At 72.6% G+C, this 16,447-nt stretch carries 14 protein-coding genes and 1 pseudogene; 13 read left to right on the top strand and 2 right to left on the bottom strand.

What is annotated here, in order from left to right; translation table 11 throughout:
* Positions 1-342 precede the first annotated feature (342 nt).
* From gatC to HZS56_RS25720, 11 genes and pseudogenes are all read left to right on the top strand, one after another.
* Positions 343-639, top strand: a complete 297-nt coding sequence (gene gatC / locus HZS56_RS25770) for an Asp-tRNA(Asn)/Glu-tRNA(Gln) amidotransferase subunit GatC (protein ID WP_003973500.1) — start codon at positions 343-345, stop codon at positions 637-639.
* Positions 640-644: 5 nt separating this feature from the next.
* Positions 645-2,138 carry an Asp-tRNA(Asn)/Glu-tRNA(Gln) amidotransferase subunit GatA gene (gatA, locus tag HZS56_RS25765; protein ID WP_216723152.1) on the top strand — a complete coding sequence of 498 codons (1,494 nt, stop codon included), beginning with the start codon at positions 645-647 and terminating at the stop codon, positions 2,136-2,138.
* Positions 2,135-2,374, top strand: a complete 240-nt coding sequence (locus tag HZS56_RS25760; protein WP_031034279.1) for a hypothetical protein — start codon at positions 2,135-2,137, stop codon at positions 2,372-2,374. Before gatA ends, HZS56_RS25760 begins: the two co-directional genes overlap by 4 nt.
* Positions 2,375-2,389: 15 nt before the next feature.
* The gene (gene gatB, locus HZS56_RS25755) at positions 2,390-3,904 is read left to right on the top strand and encodes an Asp-tRNA(Asn)/Glu-tRNA(Gln) amidotransferase subunit GatB (protein WP_216723151.1); all 1,515 of its coding nucleotides are present in this window, start codon (positions 2,390-2,392) and stop codon (positions 3,902-3,904) included.
* 272 nt (positions 3,905-4,176) lie between these two features.
* Positions 4,177-6,423, top strand: a complete 2,247-nt coding sequence (locus HZS56_RS25750; protein WP_216723150.1) for an MMPL family transporter — start codon at positions 4,177-4,179, stop codon at positions 6,421-6,423.
* A gap of 192 nt (positions 6,424-6,615) precedes the next feature.
* On the top strand, positions 6,616-7,248 hold the full coding sequence (locus HZS56_RS25745; protein WP_216723149.1) for a hypothetical protein: 633 nt from the start codon (positions 6,616-6,618) through the stop codon (positions 7,246-7,248).
* A gap of 309 nt (positions 7,249-7,557) precedes the next feature.
* Positions 7,558-7,752: a hypothetical protein gene (locus HZS56_RS25740; RefSeq protein ID WP_216723148.1), complete on the top strand. Its 195-nt coding sequence runs from the start codon at positions 7,558-7,560 to the stop codon at positions 7,750-7,752.
* Positions 7,753-7,847: 95 nt separating this feature from the next.
* A pseudogene (locus tag HZS56_RS25735) lies at positions 7,848-8,737 on the top strand (AAA family ATPase); the annotation flags it as partial.
* A gap of 29 nt (positions 8,738-8,766) precedes the next feature.
* The gene (locus HZS56_RS39135; protein WP_374201208.1) at positions 8,767-8,886 is read left to right on the top strand and encodes a hypothetical protein; all 120 of its coding nucleotides are present in this window, start codon (positions 8,767-8,769) and stop codon (positions 8,884-8,886) included.
* 39 nt (positions 8,887-8,925) lie between these two features.
* Entirely contained in the window at positions 8,926-9,168 is a 243-nt protein-coding gene (locus HZS56_RS25725; protein ID WP_216723155.1) for a DUF6191 domain-containing protein, read from the top strand.
* Between the two features lie 31 nt (positions 9,169-9,199).
* Positions 9,200-9,460 carry a type II toxin-antitoxin system RelE family toxin gene (locus HZS56_RS25720; RefSeq protein ID WP_308408156.1) on the top strand — a complete coding sequence of 87 codons (261 nt, stop codon included), beginning with the start codon at positions 9,200-9,202 and terminating at the stop codon, positions 9,458-9,460.
* A 9-nt stretch (positions 9,461-9,469) separates the two neighbouring features.
* Here the strand turns inward: HZS56_RS25720 and HZS56_RS25715 are convergent, their stop codons facing one another.
* Positions 9,470-10,636 carry a PQQ-dependent sugar dehydrogenase gene (locus HZS56_RS25715; protein ID WP_253914856.1) on the bottom strand — a complete coding sequence of 389 codons (1,167 nt, stop codon included), beginning with the start codon at positions 10,634-10,636 and terminating at the stop codon, positions 9,470-9,472.
* A 127-nt stretch (positions 10,637-10,763) separates the two neighbouring features.
* Positions 10,764-11,762, bottom strand: a complete 999-nt coding sequence (locus HZS56_RS25710; RefSeq protein ID WP_216723146.1) for an aldo/keto reductase — start codon at positions 11,760-11,762, stop codon at positions 10,764-10,766.
* Between the two features lie 76 nt (positions 11,763-11,838).
* On the opposite strand from HZS56_RS25710, the gene HZS56_RS25705 reads away from it, so the two are divergent.
* Positions 11,839-12,780, top strand: a complete 942-nt coding sequence (locus tag HZS56_RS25705) for a 2-hydroxyacid dehydrogenase (RefSeq protein WP_216723145.1) — start codon at positions 11,839-11,841, stop codon at positions 12,778-12,780.
* Between the two features lie 408 nt (positions 12,781-13,188).
* Positions 13,189-16,344: a putative bifunctional diguanylate cyclase/phosphodiesterase gene (locus tag HZS56_RS25700; RefSeq protein ID WP_216723144.1), complete on the top strand. Its 3,156-nt coding sequence runs from the start codon at positions 13,189-13,191 to the stop codon at positions 16,342-16,344.
* Positions 16,345-16,447 lie beyond the last annotated feature (103 nt).

The raw sequence follows: 16,447 nt of genomic DNA, 5'->3' as shown, positions 1-16,447 counted from the left end.
GCACCCAGCGCACCAGGGCCTCCAGGCCGGCGACCTGGCCGTCGAAGCGGACCTTGGGCTGGTAGTGCAGCTGGACCGCGCTCGGCCCCCGGCGCCGGAGGACCTGTCCGACCTCTCCCCTCCTGCGCCCTGCCGTCCGGTGCCGCCCCCGGCCCTCACCCCGGTACCGCGCCCTCCGAGCGCCGGGCGGGCTGCCGCCGTGGGCGGTGCCGGACGAGGCGTTTCGCGGTCCGGGGGAAACCGTTTAACGGCCACGGGGCCCGGCCCCATAGGATTGGGCCAAACCGACTTGCCCAAGCCGATTTGCCCACCCGACACACACTCACCCCAGAGGAACGCTGCATGCCTGGCATCACGCGCGAGGAGGTCGCCCACCTCGCCCGGCTGGCGCGTCTGGAGCTGAAGCCCGAAGAGCTCGAGCACTTCGCGGGACAGCTGGACGACATCATCGGCGCGGTCGCCCGCGTCAGCGAGGTCGCCGACCAAGACGTACCGCCGACCTCGCACCCGCTCCCGCTGACGAACGTCATGCGGCCGGACGAGGTCCGTCCGTCGCTCACGCCCGAGCAGGCGCTCTCCGGCGCGCCGGCCCAGGAGCAGCAGCGTTTCAAGGTGCCGCAGATCCTGGGGGAGGAGTAACCGCCATGAGCGACATCACCAAGCTCACCGCGGCCGGGATCGCCGCGAAGATCGCCTCCGGCGAGCTGACCGCCGTCCAGGTCACCGAGGCCCACCTGGCCCGTATCGAGGCCGTCGACGAGAAGGTGCACGCCTTCCTGCACGTCGACCGCGAGGGCGCGCTGGCCCAGGCCCGCGCCGTGGACGAGAAGCGCGAGCGCGGCGAGAAGCTCGGCCCGCTGGCCGGCGTCCCCCTCGCGCTCAAGGACATCTTCACCACCGAGGGCATCCCCACCACCGTCGGTTCGAAGATCCTGGAAGGCTGGATCCCGCCGTACGACGCGACGGTCACCCGGCGCCTCAAGGCCGCCGACGTCGTCATCCTCGGCAAGACCAACATGGACGAGTTCGCCATGGGCTCCTCCACCGAGAACAGCGCCTACGGCCCCACCGGCAACCCCTGGGACCTCACCAGGATCCCCGGCGGCTCCGGCGGCGGCTCCTCCGCGGCGCTCGCCGCCTTCCAGGCCCCGCTCGCCATCGGCACCGACACCGGCGGCTCCATCCGCCAGCCCGCGGCCGTCACCGGCACGGTCGGCGTCAAGCCGACCTACGGCGGCGTCTCCCGCTACGGCATGGTGGCCTTCTCCTCCTCCCTCGACCAGGGCGGGCCCTGCGCCCGCACGGTCCTGGACGCGGCCCTGCTGCACGAGGCGATCGCCGGGCACGACCCGATGGACTCCACCTCCATCGACGCCCCGGTCCCCGCGGTCGTCGAGGCCGCCCGCAACGGCAGCGTCGACGGCATGCGCGTCGGCGTCGTCAAGCAGTTCCGCGGCGAGGGCTACCAGGCCGGTGTCGTCCAGCGCTTCGACGAGTCCGTCGAGCTGCTGAAGTCGCTGGGCGCCCAGATCGTCGAGCTGGACTGCCCGTCCTTCGACCTCGCGCTCTCCGCGTACTACCTGATCGCGCCCTCCGAGTGCTCCTCCAACCTCGCCCGCTTCGACGGCCTGCGCTACGGCGCGCGCGTCGGCGACGACGGCACGCACTCCGCCGAGGAGGTCACCTCCCTGACCCGCGAGGCCGGCTTCGGCCCCGAGGTCAAGCGCCGCATCATGCTCGGCACGTACGCCCTGTCGAGCGGGTACTACGACGCGTACTACGGCAGCGCCCAGAAGGTCCGCACCCTCATCAAGCAGGAGTTCGAGCAGGCCTTCGAGCAGGTCGACGTGATCGTCTCCCCGACGACCCCGACCACCGCCTTCGCCATCGGCGAGCGCGCCGACGACCCGATGGCGATGTACCTGGCCGACCTGTGCACCATCCCCACCAACCTGGCGGGCAACGCGGCCATGTCGCTGCCCTGCGGCCTCGCACCCGAGGACAACCTGCCGGTGGGTCTGCAGATCATCGCCCCCGCCATGAAGGACGACCGGCTCTACAGGGTCGGCGCCGCCGTCGAGGCCGCCTTCGTGGAACAGTGGGGCCACCCGCTGATCGAGGAGGCACCGTCGCTGTGAGTGCACTGTCCAAGGCCAAGGGCTTCAAGAAGTCCAAGTCCGGTCTGTACGTCTCGATGGCCACCTCGGCGTTCGGCGCCGTGGGTGTCTACAAGCAGATCAAGAAGGCGCGTGACGAGAGCGACACGCTGCGGCTGCTCGACGCGGTCGTCACCGGAGTCGCCGTCGTCACCAACCTCGCCATCCTCTACCGCGAGGTCAAGCGCCTCGGCGACGACGACGTTCTGCTGGGCTGAGAGGGAAGTTTCACCGTGACCACCACGACCGACCTGGTGTCGTACGAGGACGCACTCGCGTCGTACGACCCCGTCATGGGCCTCGAGGTTCATGTCGAACTCGGCACCAGGACCAAGATGTTCTGCGGCTGCTCGACCGCGCTCGGTGCCGAGCCGAACACCCAGACGTGTCCCGTCTGCCTCGGCATGCCCGGCGCGCTCCCGGCCGTCAACGCGACCGGCGTCGAGTCGGCGATCAGAATCGGCCTCGCGCTCAACTGCGACATCGCCGAATGGTGCCGCTTCGCCCGGAAGAACTACTTCTATCCGGACATGCCGAAGAACTTCCAGACCTCCCAGTACGACGAGCCGATCGCCTTCGACGGCCACCTCGACGTGCAGCTGGAGGACGGGGAGACCTTCCGCGTCCAGATCGAGCGCGCCCACATGGAGGAGGACACCGGCAAGTCGCTGCACGTCGGTGGCGCGACGGGCCGCATCCACGGCGCCTCGCACTCCCTGCTCGACTACAACCGCGCCGGCATCCCGCTCATCGAGATCGTCACCAAGCCGATCGAGGGAGCGGGCGAGCGGGCCCCGGAGGTCGCGCGGGCGTACGTCCGCGAGCTGCGCGAGCTCATCCGCGCCCTCGGTGTGTCCGAGGCCCGCATGGAGATGGGCCAGATGCGCTGCGACGTCAACCTGTCGCTGCGCCCGCACGGCCGCGAGAAGTTCGGCACCCGCAGCGAGACCAAGAACGTCAACTCGCTGCGTTCCGTGGAGCGCGCGGCCCGCTTCGAGATCCAGCGCCACGCGGCGGTGCTGAGCGGCGGCGGCACGATCGTCCAGGAGACCCGCCACTTCCACGAGGACACGGGGTCCACCACCTCGGGCCGCGTGAAGGAGGAGGCCGAGGACTACCGGTACTTCCCGGAGCCCGACCTGGTGCCCGTCGCCCCGTCCCGCGAGTGGGTCGAGGAGATCCGCTCCGCGCTGCCCGAGTTGCCGCTGGTGCGCCGCAACCGGCTCCGCGAGGAGTGGGGCATCTCCGGCAACGACATGCAGTCCATCCTCAACGCCGGAGCGCTCGACCCGATCGTGGCCACGATCGACGCCGGCGCCGACGCGGCCTCCGCCCGCAAGTGGTGGATGGGCGAGCTGGCCCGCAGCGCCAACGAGTCGGGCAAGGCACTCGACGAGCTGGCGATCACTCCGGTCCAGGTCGCCCGCGTCGCCGAGCTGGTGACGAAGGGCGAGCTGAACGACAAGCTCGCCCGCCAGGTCATCCTCGGCGTCCTCGCCGGTGAGGGCACGCCGGACGAGGTCGTCGACAAGCGCGGCCTCAAGGTCGTCTCCGACGAGGGCGCGCTGACCGCCGCCGTCGACGAGGCCATCGCCGGCAACCCGGGCGTCGCGGACAAGATCCGCGGCGGCAAGGTGGCCGCGGCCGGCGCCCTCGTCGGCGCGGTCATGAAGGCCACCCGGGGACAGGCGGACGCGGCCCGCGTCAAGGAGCTGATCCTGGAGAAGCTGGGCGTGAGCGAGGGCTGACACCCCGCCTCGTACCCCACGGGCCCTGGAGGGCGCGCCGGTCACGGCGCGTTCCTCCAGGGCCGTTGTTGTGAACAAGCCCACTAAGTGCGCAAAGGATCACTTCTGCCTGCAAGAGTGATTCCGCATTGCTCATGCGTTCTTTGCGGGCTGTTCGCACCACGGACGAATGTTCCGGTGTGTTTCAGGTTTTTCCGGCGTTCCTGGTGTTCCCGGTGTTCCCGGTGTTCCCGGTCAAAGATCCACAATCAGACACCCCTGGGAGCACGTTCGTGGCAGCCCTCGCACGCTGGTGTGTTCGACGTCGTCTCGTCACCGTCCTGCTCTGGCTGCTCGCCCTCGGCGGGGTGGCCTCCGCCGCCACGGCCGTGGGCTCCGCGTACTCCAACGACTACGGGATCCCCGGCACCGACTCCGACCACGCCTCCCGGCTGCTCGCCACCGACTTCCCCGACCTCGGCGGCGACAGCGACACGATCGTCTGGCACACCGCGGACGGCACCGTCCGCGCCAGTGACGTCGAACAGGCCATGACCCACACCCTGGACCGCATCGCGGACCTGCCCGGCGTGGCCGCGGTGACCAATCCGTACGACGACCCCGACTCGCCGCAGATCAGCGAGAACGCCCGCACCGCGTACGCCACCGTCACCTTCGAGGACGCCTCCCAGGACGTCGACGCCGGCGAAGCGCAGGCCGTGGTCGACACCGCCCGGGCCGCCGGCACCGACGGACTCCGCGTCGAACTGGGCGGCGGTGCCATAGAGCTCACCGAGTCCACCGGCGGCCACCTCGCCGAGGCCGTGGGCGTGGCCGTGGCCGCCCTCGTACTGTTCCTCGCCTTCGGGTCCGCCGCCGCGGCCCTGCTGCCCATCGCCACCGCACTGGTCTCCGTCGGCACCGCCTACGCCGGCATCACCCTCCTCGGCCACTTCATGACCGTCGCCGACTTCGCGCCCATGCTGGGCACCCTCATCGGCCTCGGCGTGGGCATCGACTACGCGCTGTTCGTCGTCACCCGGCACCGGCGCGGCCTGAAGCGCGGCCTGTCCGTCACCGAGGCCGCCGCCCATGCCGTGGCGACGACCGGACGGGCCGTCGTCTTCGCGGGCGCCACCGTGTGCATCGCCCTGCTGGGCATGCTGATCCTCCGGCTGAGCTTCCTCAACGGCGTCGCCGTCGCCGCCTCGCTGACCGTGCTCCTCACCGTCGCGGCCTCCGTGACACTGCTGCCCGCCCTGCTGTCCTACATCGGCCCCCGCGCCCTGAGCCGGCGCGAGCGGCGGCGGCTCGCGGAGCACGGGCCCGAACCCCAGGTGCCGACCGGGTTCGCCGCCCGCTGGTCGGCCTTCGTCGAGCGGCGCCCGAAGCTGCTGGGCGCCCTCGCCCTCGTCGTCGTCACCGTCCTCGCACTGCCCACCCTCGACCTGCGCCTCGGCACCTCCGACCAGGGCAACGACCCCGGCGGCAGCACCACCCGCCAGGCCTACGACCTCCTCGCCGAAGGCTTCGGCCCGGGCGTCAACGGACCGCTCACCCTGGTCACCGAGGTCCGCGGCGCCGAGGACCGCCTCGCGCTCGACAACCTCGACGCCACCCTGCGCACCACCGAGGGCGTCTCCTCGGTGACCCCGGTGACGTACAACGCCGCGGGCGACGCCGCCCACCTCACCGTCGTACCCGAGTCGGCGCCGCAGTCCAGGGACACCAGCGACCTCGTCGAGCGGCTGCGCTCCGAGGTGCTGCCGCGCGCCGAGTCCGGCACCGCGCTGGACGTGCACGTGGGCGGCGTGACGGCCGGCTACGACGACTTCGCGGGCGTCATCGTGGGCAAGCTGCCACTCTTCGTCGGCGTGGTCATCGGCCTGGGCTGCCTGCTCCTCCTGCTGGCCTTCCGCTCCGTCGGCATCCCCCTCAAGGCCGCCGCCATGAACGTCGCCGCCGTGGCCGCCGCCTTCGGCGTCGTCGTGGCGATCTTCCAGTGGGGCTGGGGGAGCGAACTGCTCGGCCTCGGCAGCGCGGGCCCCATCGAGCCGTTCCTTCCCGTGATCATGGTCTCGGTGCTCTTCGGGCTCTCCATGGACTACCAGGTCTTCCTGGTCAGCCGGATGTACGAGGAGTGGCTGGAGACCGGTGACAACCGGCGCGCCGTCCGGGTCGGGCTCGCCGAGACCGGCCGCGTGATCAACTCCGCCGCCGTCATCATGATCTCGGTCTTCCTCGCCTTCGTGCTCAGCGGCGACCGGGTGATCGCCATGTTCGGCATCGCGCTCGCCGCCGCCGTCGCCCTGGACGCCTTCGTCCTGCGCACGCTTCTCGTGCCCGCCCTGATGCACCTGCTCGGCCGCGCCAACTGGTGGCTGCCGCGCCGCCTGGACGCCGTCCTGCCGCGGATCAGCATCGAGCCGCCCGAGTGCCGGGCCGCCCACGAGAGGCCGGCCGCGGCGACGGACGCCGAGGTGGCGGACGTCCTCGTGCAGCAGGAGCGGCAGCGGGACGTGCGCGACACGGCCGGGTGACGACGGCCCCCTTTCCACGGGAGAGACGGTGTCCCCCTCGGCGAACACCCCGGGTGCCGGGGCCGCCCGGCGACTCGGCATGATGCGTGGGGGCGTGCCGCGCGAGAGCCTCCCCACCGGGGCGGCACGCGCGCCTACCGCCCACAGGGATCATTAAGCAACCTCTCAGACAGCGTCCGTACGGTGCGAGGCATGGGAACGAAGACAGTGGACGAGACCGGCGTGAAGACCGACAAGCACGAGACGGACGAGGTGACCGAGGCCGCCGAGTCCACCGGGGCCGCGAAGGAGGCCGAAGCGGCCGAAGCGGCCGGGACCGACACCCCCGAGGACGGCGACACGCCGAAGGACGCCGACGACACGCCGGAGAGCGGCGACGACACGCCGGTGGACGCGGACGACAGGGACGGCACCGGCACCCCGGCCGGCCCCACCGGCGTCGGCCAGGGCACGGGCGCCGTCGTCTCCGCCGGGCTGGGCATCGTGTCCCTGACCGGCAGCTGGGTCGGCACCGTGGCCTCCGCGCGGGAGTCGCTGATCGGGCAGCTGCAGACGTCCTCGTCGTCCGACGTGGGCATGCTGATCGAGAAGGGCTACGGCAACGCCTGGCAGGCCACCGCGATGTGGGGCGGCATCTTCGCCCTGGTCGCGCTGGTCGTCGGTGTGGTGGTGCTGGCCCGGCCCGCGTTCGGCGCGCCCGGCCGGCCGCAGGCCCCGTGGATCAAGTCGGTCGCCTGGGCGGGTGTCGCCCTCGGCGTCATCGGCCTGCTCCTGGCCGTCCTGAAGTACACGAACGTCCTGCTGGGCCTGCCCTCCACGGGCTGACCCGGGCACTCCTGAGGGGTCTTAGGGCACCGCGCGCCGGAAAGGCGCGTGCCCTAAGACCCCTCACGCGCGTCTGAGGCCCCGCACGGCGCCGAAGATGCGGAACTTGCCCGATGTGGCGGCCCCCCTGGGAGCCGAAGGTTGAGGCATCGCGAACGAGCGAGGCCGGAACCCGGACCGGCCCCGGAACCGCGCGGCGACGGACGACGGATCCGGAATCCGGTGCGGCGACCGACGCCGGGCCCGAGCCCGGACCGGTGCGGCAACCGACGCCGGGCCCGGCACCCACCAGGAGACGAGGGACACGCCATGCACGAGTACGAGACCCAGCGCTACCGCTCCGCCGAGCGGATCCGCTGCGGCGCCGAGGCCCGGCTCGCCCGCGAGGCCGTCCAGGCCCGCCGCGCCGCCCGCCGTGCCGCCCGTCGCACCCGGCGCGACGCCTCCGGGACGGAGAGCCATACGCCGCGCCACCGCCGGCACCGGTTCGCCCGGGCGGCGTGAACGGGGAAGCCGGGGAGGGAGGCCGCACGGCTTCCCTCCCCGCCCTCGTTCCGGCACCGCCCAAAACCGCTGCCGCGCTGTCGTACCCGCGTGCGATGCTCGGATCCGTGGAGACCAGGTCAGTCCCGTGTTCGTCGGCCGCACCGGCGAACTGGACACGCTGAACGACGCGCTCGCCCGCGCGTCCGCCACCGGCGGAGAGCCGCAGGCACTGCTGCTCGGCGGCGAGGCCGGCGTCGGCAAGACGCGGCTCGTCGAGGAGTTCGCCACCGCCGCGGGCCGCGGGGGCGCCGTCGTCGCGCTGGGCGGCTGCGTCGAGATCGGCGGCGACGGACTGCCCTTCGCACCCTTCTCCGCCGCCCTGCGCGCCCTGCGCCGCCGGCTCCCGGCCGAGCTGGCCCGGGCCGCCAGGGACCAGGAGGAGGAGCCGGCCCGGCTGCTGCCCGAGCTGGGCGACAGCACCGCCCCGGGCACCGGCGGCGGCCGCCGGGACGAGGAGGGCATCGTCCGGCTCTTCGAACTCACCGCCCGCCTGCTGGAGTGCGTCGCCGCCGACCGCACCGTCGTCCTGGTCCTCGAGGACCTGCACTGGGCCGACGCCGCCACCCGCCACCTGGTCACCTACCTCTTCCGCACCCCGCGCACGGGCCGCCTCGTCGTCCTGGCCACCTACCGCTCCGACGACATCCACCGCCGCCACCCCCTGCGCCCCCTGCTCGCCGAACTCGACCGGCTGCGCACCGTCCGCCGTGTCGAACTGGGCCGCTTCACCCGCGAGGAGGTGGGCCGCCAGATCGCGGGGATCCTCGCCCACGAGCCCGACCCGCTGCAGGTCGACGAGATCTTCGAACGCTCCGACGGCAACGCCTTCCTCGTCGAGGAACTCGCCGTCGCCGCCCACGAGGGCAGCCGCACCGGCCTCACCGACTCCCTGCGCGACCTGCTCCTGGTCCGCGTCGAAGCCCTGCCCGGCAGAGAGCGGAGGAGCTCTTCATCTCGCCCAGGACGGCGAGCGTGCACGTCTCCCACGTCCTCGCCAAGCTCGGCGTCTCCGGCCGCGGCGAGGCGGCGGCGGTGGCCCACCGGCTGGCGCTGTTTCCGGCCGAACGGCTCACGTCCGGTTCGGCCGAGTGACGTTTACGCTGTAAGGGACGCCGAGTGACGGAGGCACCCGTGTTCAACGCATTCGAGGAACTGTTCTCCCCCGGCCGCAAGCACACCCAGGACGAGCAGAACCGCCTCGAGCTGACCCGCGAGGACGTCGGCGACGGCGACCCCGGCCGGGGCCCGATAGACCTCGGCTCGGGCAAGGTCGTCGTCCACGCGCCGGCTCCCGGAAGCCCCCAGAACCCCCAGATCCAGAACACGGACGCCGCCCCGCAACCCGGCACCGAGGAGTCGCCGACCGGGGGATAATGGCGCTCAGTGCCCGAGTCACGGAGGAACCGTGTTGTACCAGATCGAGTTCACGGAGCGCGCCGCCACGCAGCGTGATGCCCTTTCCGAAGACCGGCGCAAGCTCCTGGAGCGAGGGCTCCTGAAGCTGGCCGAGGACCCGTTCACGCCGGTCTCGAGGGCGGTCAGCGGCGAGGACATCCGCCTGGTGTCCGTCGCCCCCGGGCTGACGGTGGACTACATGGTCCACCGGGCCTTTCTCATTCTCGTGTCCGTGGCGATCCTCGACCAGTCACTCATAGAGGATGAGTGACGGGGCGGCCTACTTCACCCGCAGCTCCAGAACCCGGTCGTCGTCCCCCTTGGCGTCCCCGCGGCCGTCCGTGTTGCTGGTGACGAGCCACAGCTTGTCGCCGCCCGCCGGTGCCACCGTGCGCAGCCGTCCGTACTCGCCGTCCAGGAACGCCTGCGGGTCGGCGGAGGTCTCCGTGCCCTTCAGCGGGATCCGCCACAGCCGCTCACCGCGCAGCCCCGCCATCCACACGGAGCCCGCGGCGTAGGCGATGCCACTGGGGGAGGCCTCGTCGGTGCTCCACTGGGCGACGGGGTCCTGGAAGCCGGAGCCGCCCTCCTTGCCCTCGGCCTCGGGCCAGCCGTAGTTGTCGCCGGGCTCGATCGCGTTCAGCTCGTCCCAGGTGTCCTGCCCGAACTCCGACGCGAACAGCCGCTGCTTGGCGTCCCAGGCGAGCCCCTGCACGTTCCGGTGGCCGTACGAGTAGACGGGGGAGTCGGGGAAGGGGTTGCCGGGCGCCGGCTCACCGTCCGGCGTCAGCCGCAGGATCTTGCCGCCGAGGGACTTCCTGTCCTGCGAGAGGCCGGTGTCACCGCTCTCGCCCGTCCCCGCGTAGAGCATCTTGTCGGGCCCGAACGCGATGCGGCCACCGTTGTGGATCACGCCCTTGGGGATGCCGCGGAAGACCGTGTCCGGCGCGCCCAGCTGCTCGCCCGCCGGCTTCTTCTCGTCGTACCGCATCCGCACGATGCGGTTGTCGGAGGCGGAGGTGAAGTACGCGTAGACCATGTGGTCCGAGGCGTAGTCCGGGGAGAGGGCGATGCCGAGCAGTCCGCCCTCGCCCGAGGCCGACACCCCGGGGACCTCGCCCAGCTCGGTCTTCTCGCCGGTCTTCTCGTCGATCCGGGTGACCGTGGCCTCGTCGCGGGAGGACACCAGCAGGCCGCCGCCGGGCAGCGGGGCCAGGCCCCAGGGGCTCTTCAGCCCCGTGGCCACCGTCCGGACCACCTCCACGGAGCCCTTCGCGGGCGGTGTCTCCTCGGCCGGCGACCCGGCGGGTGAGGACTGCGCCGCCGTACGCGTGGGCGTGGCGCTCCGGTCCGCTCCGGACGGGTCGCCGTCGTCGGAGGAGCACCCGGCCGTCAGCAGGAGGGCGGCGGCCAACACGGCCGGTACGGCTCGACGTTGCACGATCATGGTCCCTTCGACGCGGCGGGTTCTCCCTGTCATACACCGCACGGGCCCTCCAAGTTCCCGATCGCCGCAACCCGAACCGGTGAGCGCACCACGGGCCGCCACCCCGGCGGCCGGGCGGCGCGACGGATCACTCCCAGGACCCCTGGGCCGGCGGCAGCGCGCCCGCCTCCGCCAGGTCCTGCCCGGTCAGCCGCAGGCCGGCCGCGCCCGCGTTCTCCGTAACCCAGCGCGCCTGCTTCGTTCCCGGCACCGGGACCACGTGCCGCCCCTGGGCCAGCACCCAGGCCAGCGCCACCTGCGCCGGTGTGACCGTGTCGCCGTGCCGGGCCGCTATACGGCGCAGACCGGCGACGACCGGCTGGTTGGCGGCCATCATCTCGGCGGTGAAACGGGGGTGCCGGGCGCGCAGGTCCTCCGGCTCGAAACCCTGCCCCGGCGTCAGCGTGCCGGTCAGGTAGCCGTTGCCGAGCGGCATCGCGGCGAGGAAACCGACCCCCCGCGCGGCGCACCACGGCAGCAGCGTCCGCAGCGCCTCCGGCGACCACACCGACAGCTCGGCCTCGACCGCGGCGACCGGGAAGACCTGCTGCACCCGCTCCAGCTGGCGGACCGTCGCGTCGTGCAGCCGGGCACCCGGCCGCCGGGCGGAGCGCGCACCGACCGCGCACAGTCCCAGCGCCCGCACCTTCCCGGCCCGCACCAGGTCCGCCATCGCGCCCCAGGTCTCCTCCACCGGCACCTCGGGATCGGCGCGGTGCAGCTGGTAGAGGTCGATGACGTCCGTCTGGAGCCGGCGCAGCGAGGCGTCGCAGGCACGTTTCACGTAGCCGGGGCGGCCGTTGGCCACGATGTGCTGCTCGCCCACCAGCAGACCGACCTTGGTCGACACGAAGGCCTCCGACCGCCGCTCCTTCAACACCCGCCCCAGCAGCAGCTCGTTGGTGAACGGGCCGTACATGTCCGCCGTGTCGAGCAGGTCGGCGCCCAGGTCGAGGGCGCGGTGCACCGCCCGGACCGACTCGTCCCCCCGCTGCCGCGACGTGCTGTACGCCCAGTTCATCGGCATGCACCCCAGTCCGACGGCCCCCACCGCGAGTGCCGTCGCGCCGATCGTCCTGCGCTCCACCTGGTCGTGACCCTCCCTCGTCAGGTCACCCAACCTAACCTCTGCCCCCGGGCGCGACTGACATAGCCTCCTGACCATGACTGCTGACGTGTGGCTGCCCATCCCGCCCGACGAGATCGAGGGCCTCCCCGAGGGCCCCGCCTACCGCCACTGGGACGGCGAGGAGACCTTCCCCGCCGACCCGGCGGACTGCGCGTTCTACGTCGTCCCCTACATGAAGCCCGGCCCGGTCGGGCTGCGTCCGCTGCCCGCCATGCGCTCCGTGCAGGTCGTCCAGACGCTCTCCGCCGGCATCGACCACGTCGAGCCCGCCCTGAAGGACCTGCCCGCCGGTGTCCGGCTGTGCAACGCGCGCGGTGTGCACGAGGCCAGCACCGCGGAGCTGGCCCTGACCCTGATCCTCGCCTCGCTGCGCGGCATCCCGGACTTCGTGCGGGCGCAGGACCGGGGCGAGTGGCGCGGCGGTTTCCGGCCCGCGCTCGCCGACCGGACGGTGCTCATCGTCGGGTACGGGTCGATCGGCGCCGCCATCGAGGACCGGCTCGTGCCGTTCGAGGTCGCGCCGGTGGTGCGCGTCGCGCGCTCCGCCCGCACCACGGAGCGCGGCCCGGTGCACCCGCTCACCGACCTCCCCGCCCTGCTCCCGCAGGCCGACGTGGTCGTCCTGTCCACACCGCTCACCGAGGCCACCCGCCACCTGGCCGACGCCGATTTCCTGGCCCGCATGAAGGACGGCGCCCTGCTCGTCAACGTCGCGCGCGGACCGGTCGTCCACACGAAGGCGTTGCTCACCGAACTGGAGAGCGGGCGCCTGACCGCGGCCCTCGACGTGACCGACCCGGAACCGCTGCCGGGGGACCATCCGCTGTGGCATGCTCCCGGCATAGTCGTCAGCCCTCACGTCGGCGGGCCGACCTCCGCCTTCCTGCCGCGCGCCAAGCGGCTGCTGGTGGACCAGTTGAACCGCTTCGTGAACCAGGAGCCGCTGCGCAACGTGATCCTGACGACGGGCGCGTAATCCGTTTCGGGTACCCTCCGCAGTTCCCCGGACGCGGTGGGTACGCGCATATCCGCTGGTCGTCACGGAGCGTAGAGGCACTATGTCCCTGAGTGACGATCCTGGTGTATCGTCCGACAGGGGATGCGCCGCGCACCGGTCGGCGCCGGGGATGGACATTTCAGGACTGTGAGGGGGGCGACGGGCGATGCACGGCCTATGGACGAACGACCCGACGCGGCGGAGCCGACGCCGGCGACCCTGGCGCACGACCACGACCGCGCGCAGACGGAACCGCCACCGCCACCACGACGGCCCGCACGGCCGCAGCCGCTTGCACCGGCGCCGGCCGGAGGGCCGCAGGAGGCAGAGCGCCCCCACTCACCGGTCCGGGCGGGACACCGGAGCGGCACGGCCCGGGAGGCTCCGATGAGTCCGCCCTCCGCGCCCACACTGGACGGAGCGCTGCGCACGCAGCCCTCGCCCGCTCCGCCGCCGCCCCGGCCGGCCGTCGTCACGGCCGGACCGGCTCTCGCCCGCCAGCTCCTGCTGGCCCTGGTCTGCGCGGCCTACGCCGTCGGTGCCGCGCTCGGCTGGGGCTCGGACTACGTCGCCAAGATCATGGGCGACTTCGGGCTGAGCGCCGCCGCGGCCGCCGCCGCCGTCTCCTGCTTCCTCTACGCCCGCGGGCGCCGCGTCCGCTTCCGGTCGGCCTGGCTGCTGTTCGCCGTCTCGTCGGCCATGGCGTCCCTGGGCAACCTGGTCTGGGGGTGGTACGAGGTCGTCCTGCGCGTCCCCGTCCCCAGCCCCAGCTACGCCGACCTGTTCTTCCTGTGCTTCGCGCCGCCCGCCATCGTCGGACTCCTGGTGCTGGCCAAGCGTCCGGTGACCAAGGCCGGGTGGATCTGCCTGGGCCTGGACTCCTGGCTGATCGGCGGTTCGCTGCTGACCCTGGCCTGGAGCCTGGCGCTCGCCCAGGCGGCGAAGGCCGAGGGCGGGTCCAGCGTGGCGCACTCCGCGCTGACGGTGGCGTACCCGCTGCTGGACATCGCCCTGGTCAGCATGGTGCTGGCGCTGCACTTCAGGCGGTCGCCCGTCGGGAGGTCCGCCGTCAACACCGCCATCGGGGCGCTTGCCCTGACGGTGGTGTGCGACGCCCTGTTCACCTCGCCGATGCTGCACAACAACTACCACTCCGGCCAGTTGCTCGACGCGGGCTGGTTCGCCGGCTCCCTGCTGCTCGCCTACGCGCCCTGGGCCGCGCACCGGCGCGGTCTGAAGCCGTGGGACGAGGAGTGCTCCGAGGGGCGCACGCGCGTGGTGCGCGAACACGTCCCCGCACAGCGCGGCGCCGGCCACCGGCCCGCGGCCGGGACGGCACCCGCCGCCGCTCCCGCCCCGTCCCTGCCGGGATCCGGTCCGGGCTGCGGCGAACGCGAGCGCTATCCGGCCGCCCGGCCCATCGCCGGGTCCCTGGCCGCGCTCACCCCGTACCTCGCCGCCGCCGTCTGCACCCTGGGCATCCTCTACAACGTCCTCAACGGCCGCAGCGTCGACCGCGTGGTACTCCTGACCGGCGGCACGGTGGTGCTCGCGCTCGTCGTCCGCCAGGGCATCATGCTGCTCGACAACATCGTCCTCACCCAGGAACTGGCGCAGAAGGAGAACCACTTCCGCTCCCTGGTGCAGGGCTCCAGCGACGTCATCATGATCGCCGCACCCAACGGCACCCTCCGCTACGTCTCCCCGGCCGCCGCGGGTGTCTACGGCCGCCCCGCCGAGGAACTCGTCGGCAGCGAGCTGGCCGGGCTCATCCACCCGGACGACCTCGGCTCCGTGCTGCACGAGGTGCGCAGGTTCCTCGCCGCCGACCCGGTCGAGGAACCGACCACCCGCATCGAGTGCCGCTTCCGGTCCGGCGGCGGGGACACCTCCCGACCGAGCGGCCCGGGCGGGACCGGGACCGGGGAAAGCTGGCTCAACGTCGAGTCCACCGTCAACCGGCACCACGGCGGCCTCATCTTCAACAGCCGGGACGTCACCGAAAGGGTGCGTCTGCAGGCGCAGCTCCAGCACAACGCCGAACACGACCCGCTCACCGACCTGCCCAACCGCTCCCTGTTCACCCGGCGCGTGCAGCAGGCCCTCGCGGGCCGGCGCGCCCTGGACCGCGGCACCGCCCTGCGCGGTACGGCGGTGCTCTTCATCGACCTCGACGGCTTCAAGGGCGTCAACGACACCATCGGTCACCAGGCCGGCGACGAACTGCTCGTCCAGGCCGCCCGCAGACTCCACGAGGCCGTCCGCAAGGGCGACACCGCGGCGAGGCTCGGCGGTGACGAGTTCGCGGCGCTGATCGTCGGGGACGGGGCCCGCGACCGCGCCGCCCGCGAGGGACACATCCGGGAACTCGCCGACCGTCTCCGGCTGACCCTCTCCCAGCCCTACCTCATCGACGGCAACGACGTCCGGGTCAACGCCTCCATCGGCGTCGCCTTCGCCGAACCGGGCCTCGGTGCGGGCGAGTTGCTCCGCAACGCCGACCTCGCGATGTACCGCGCCAAGGCGGGCGGCAAGGGACGCGTCGAGCTGTACCGACCACAGATGCAGCAGGACGTCGTCCGCAAGGCGGAGCTGGCCGGACGGCTCCGGGCCGCGCTGCACGAGGGGGAGTTCGCCCTGCTGCACCAGCCGGTGGTCTCCCTGACGGACGGCCGGATCACGTCGGTCTGCGCCCAGCCGCGCTGGCGTTCCTCGCAGGGCGTGCTGTTCACCCCCGCCGAGTTCCTGCGGGTCGCCGAGGACGGCGACAGAACCGCCGAGCTGGACCGCTGGGTGCTCCGGGAAGCCGTCGAGCAGGCCGCCGAGCGCGCCGCGGCCGGTCTCCCGGTCAGCGTGGCCATACGCATGGGCGCCCGCCGCCTGCTGGACCGCTCCATGCCGCTCGGCTCCGTGGAGGCGCTGCTGACCCGCCACGGACTCCCGCCGGGCTCTCTTGTGATCGAGCTGTCGGACATCGACCCACGGGTCGGCCTCGACGAACTGGACCGCCGGCTGAACGCGCTGCGCCGGGTCGGTGTCCGCATCGCCCTGGACGGCTTCGGCAGCGGCTACGCGGCGATCACCGCGCTGCGCCGCCTGCCCGTGGACGTCCTCAAGCTCGACCGCGGCCTGATCGAGGGGGTGGTGGAGTCGGCGCGGCTGCACAAGATCACCAGTGGCCTGCTGCGCATCGCCACCGACCTCGGGCTGAAGTCCGTGGCCGACGGCGTGGACCTGCCGGAGCAGATCGTCGCCCTGCGCGCCATGGGCTGCACGCACGGGCAGGGCATGGCGTTCTCCGGCCCGCTGGACGAGTACCGGCTGCGCAGAGCGCTGGGAACCGGCCACTACCCGGTACCGCACGGCCCGGCCGAACCGGCCTTCGCCGGCGGTGGCTCGGGGGTGTACGCGACGGGGGCCGCCGTCGGCGTCGGCAACGCCGCGGGCGGCCAGGTCACCGGTGGTGTCGCCGGGCTGCCGGCGGTCCTCGGCGGCGGCACGGCACTGCGCTCACATGATGAGACTCCCGTCCCACCCACTTGACAGTGAGTGCGTGCCGGGGGGAGGGTCAGTGCCATGCGCACCCGAATTCTCGTACTTGGTAAGCGCGTCGGCTGAAGCCGGTGACGTCCGGATCGACCCGGAC

This window comes from Streptomyces mayonensis (assembly GCF_018982965.1).
Lineage (GTDB): Bacteria > Actinomycetota > Actinomycetes > Streptomycetales > Streptomycetaceae > Streptomyces > Streptomyces mayonensis.
Note: the sequence above shows the minus strand (reverse complement) of the source record. Positions and strands in the feature narration are given on the sequence as shown.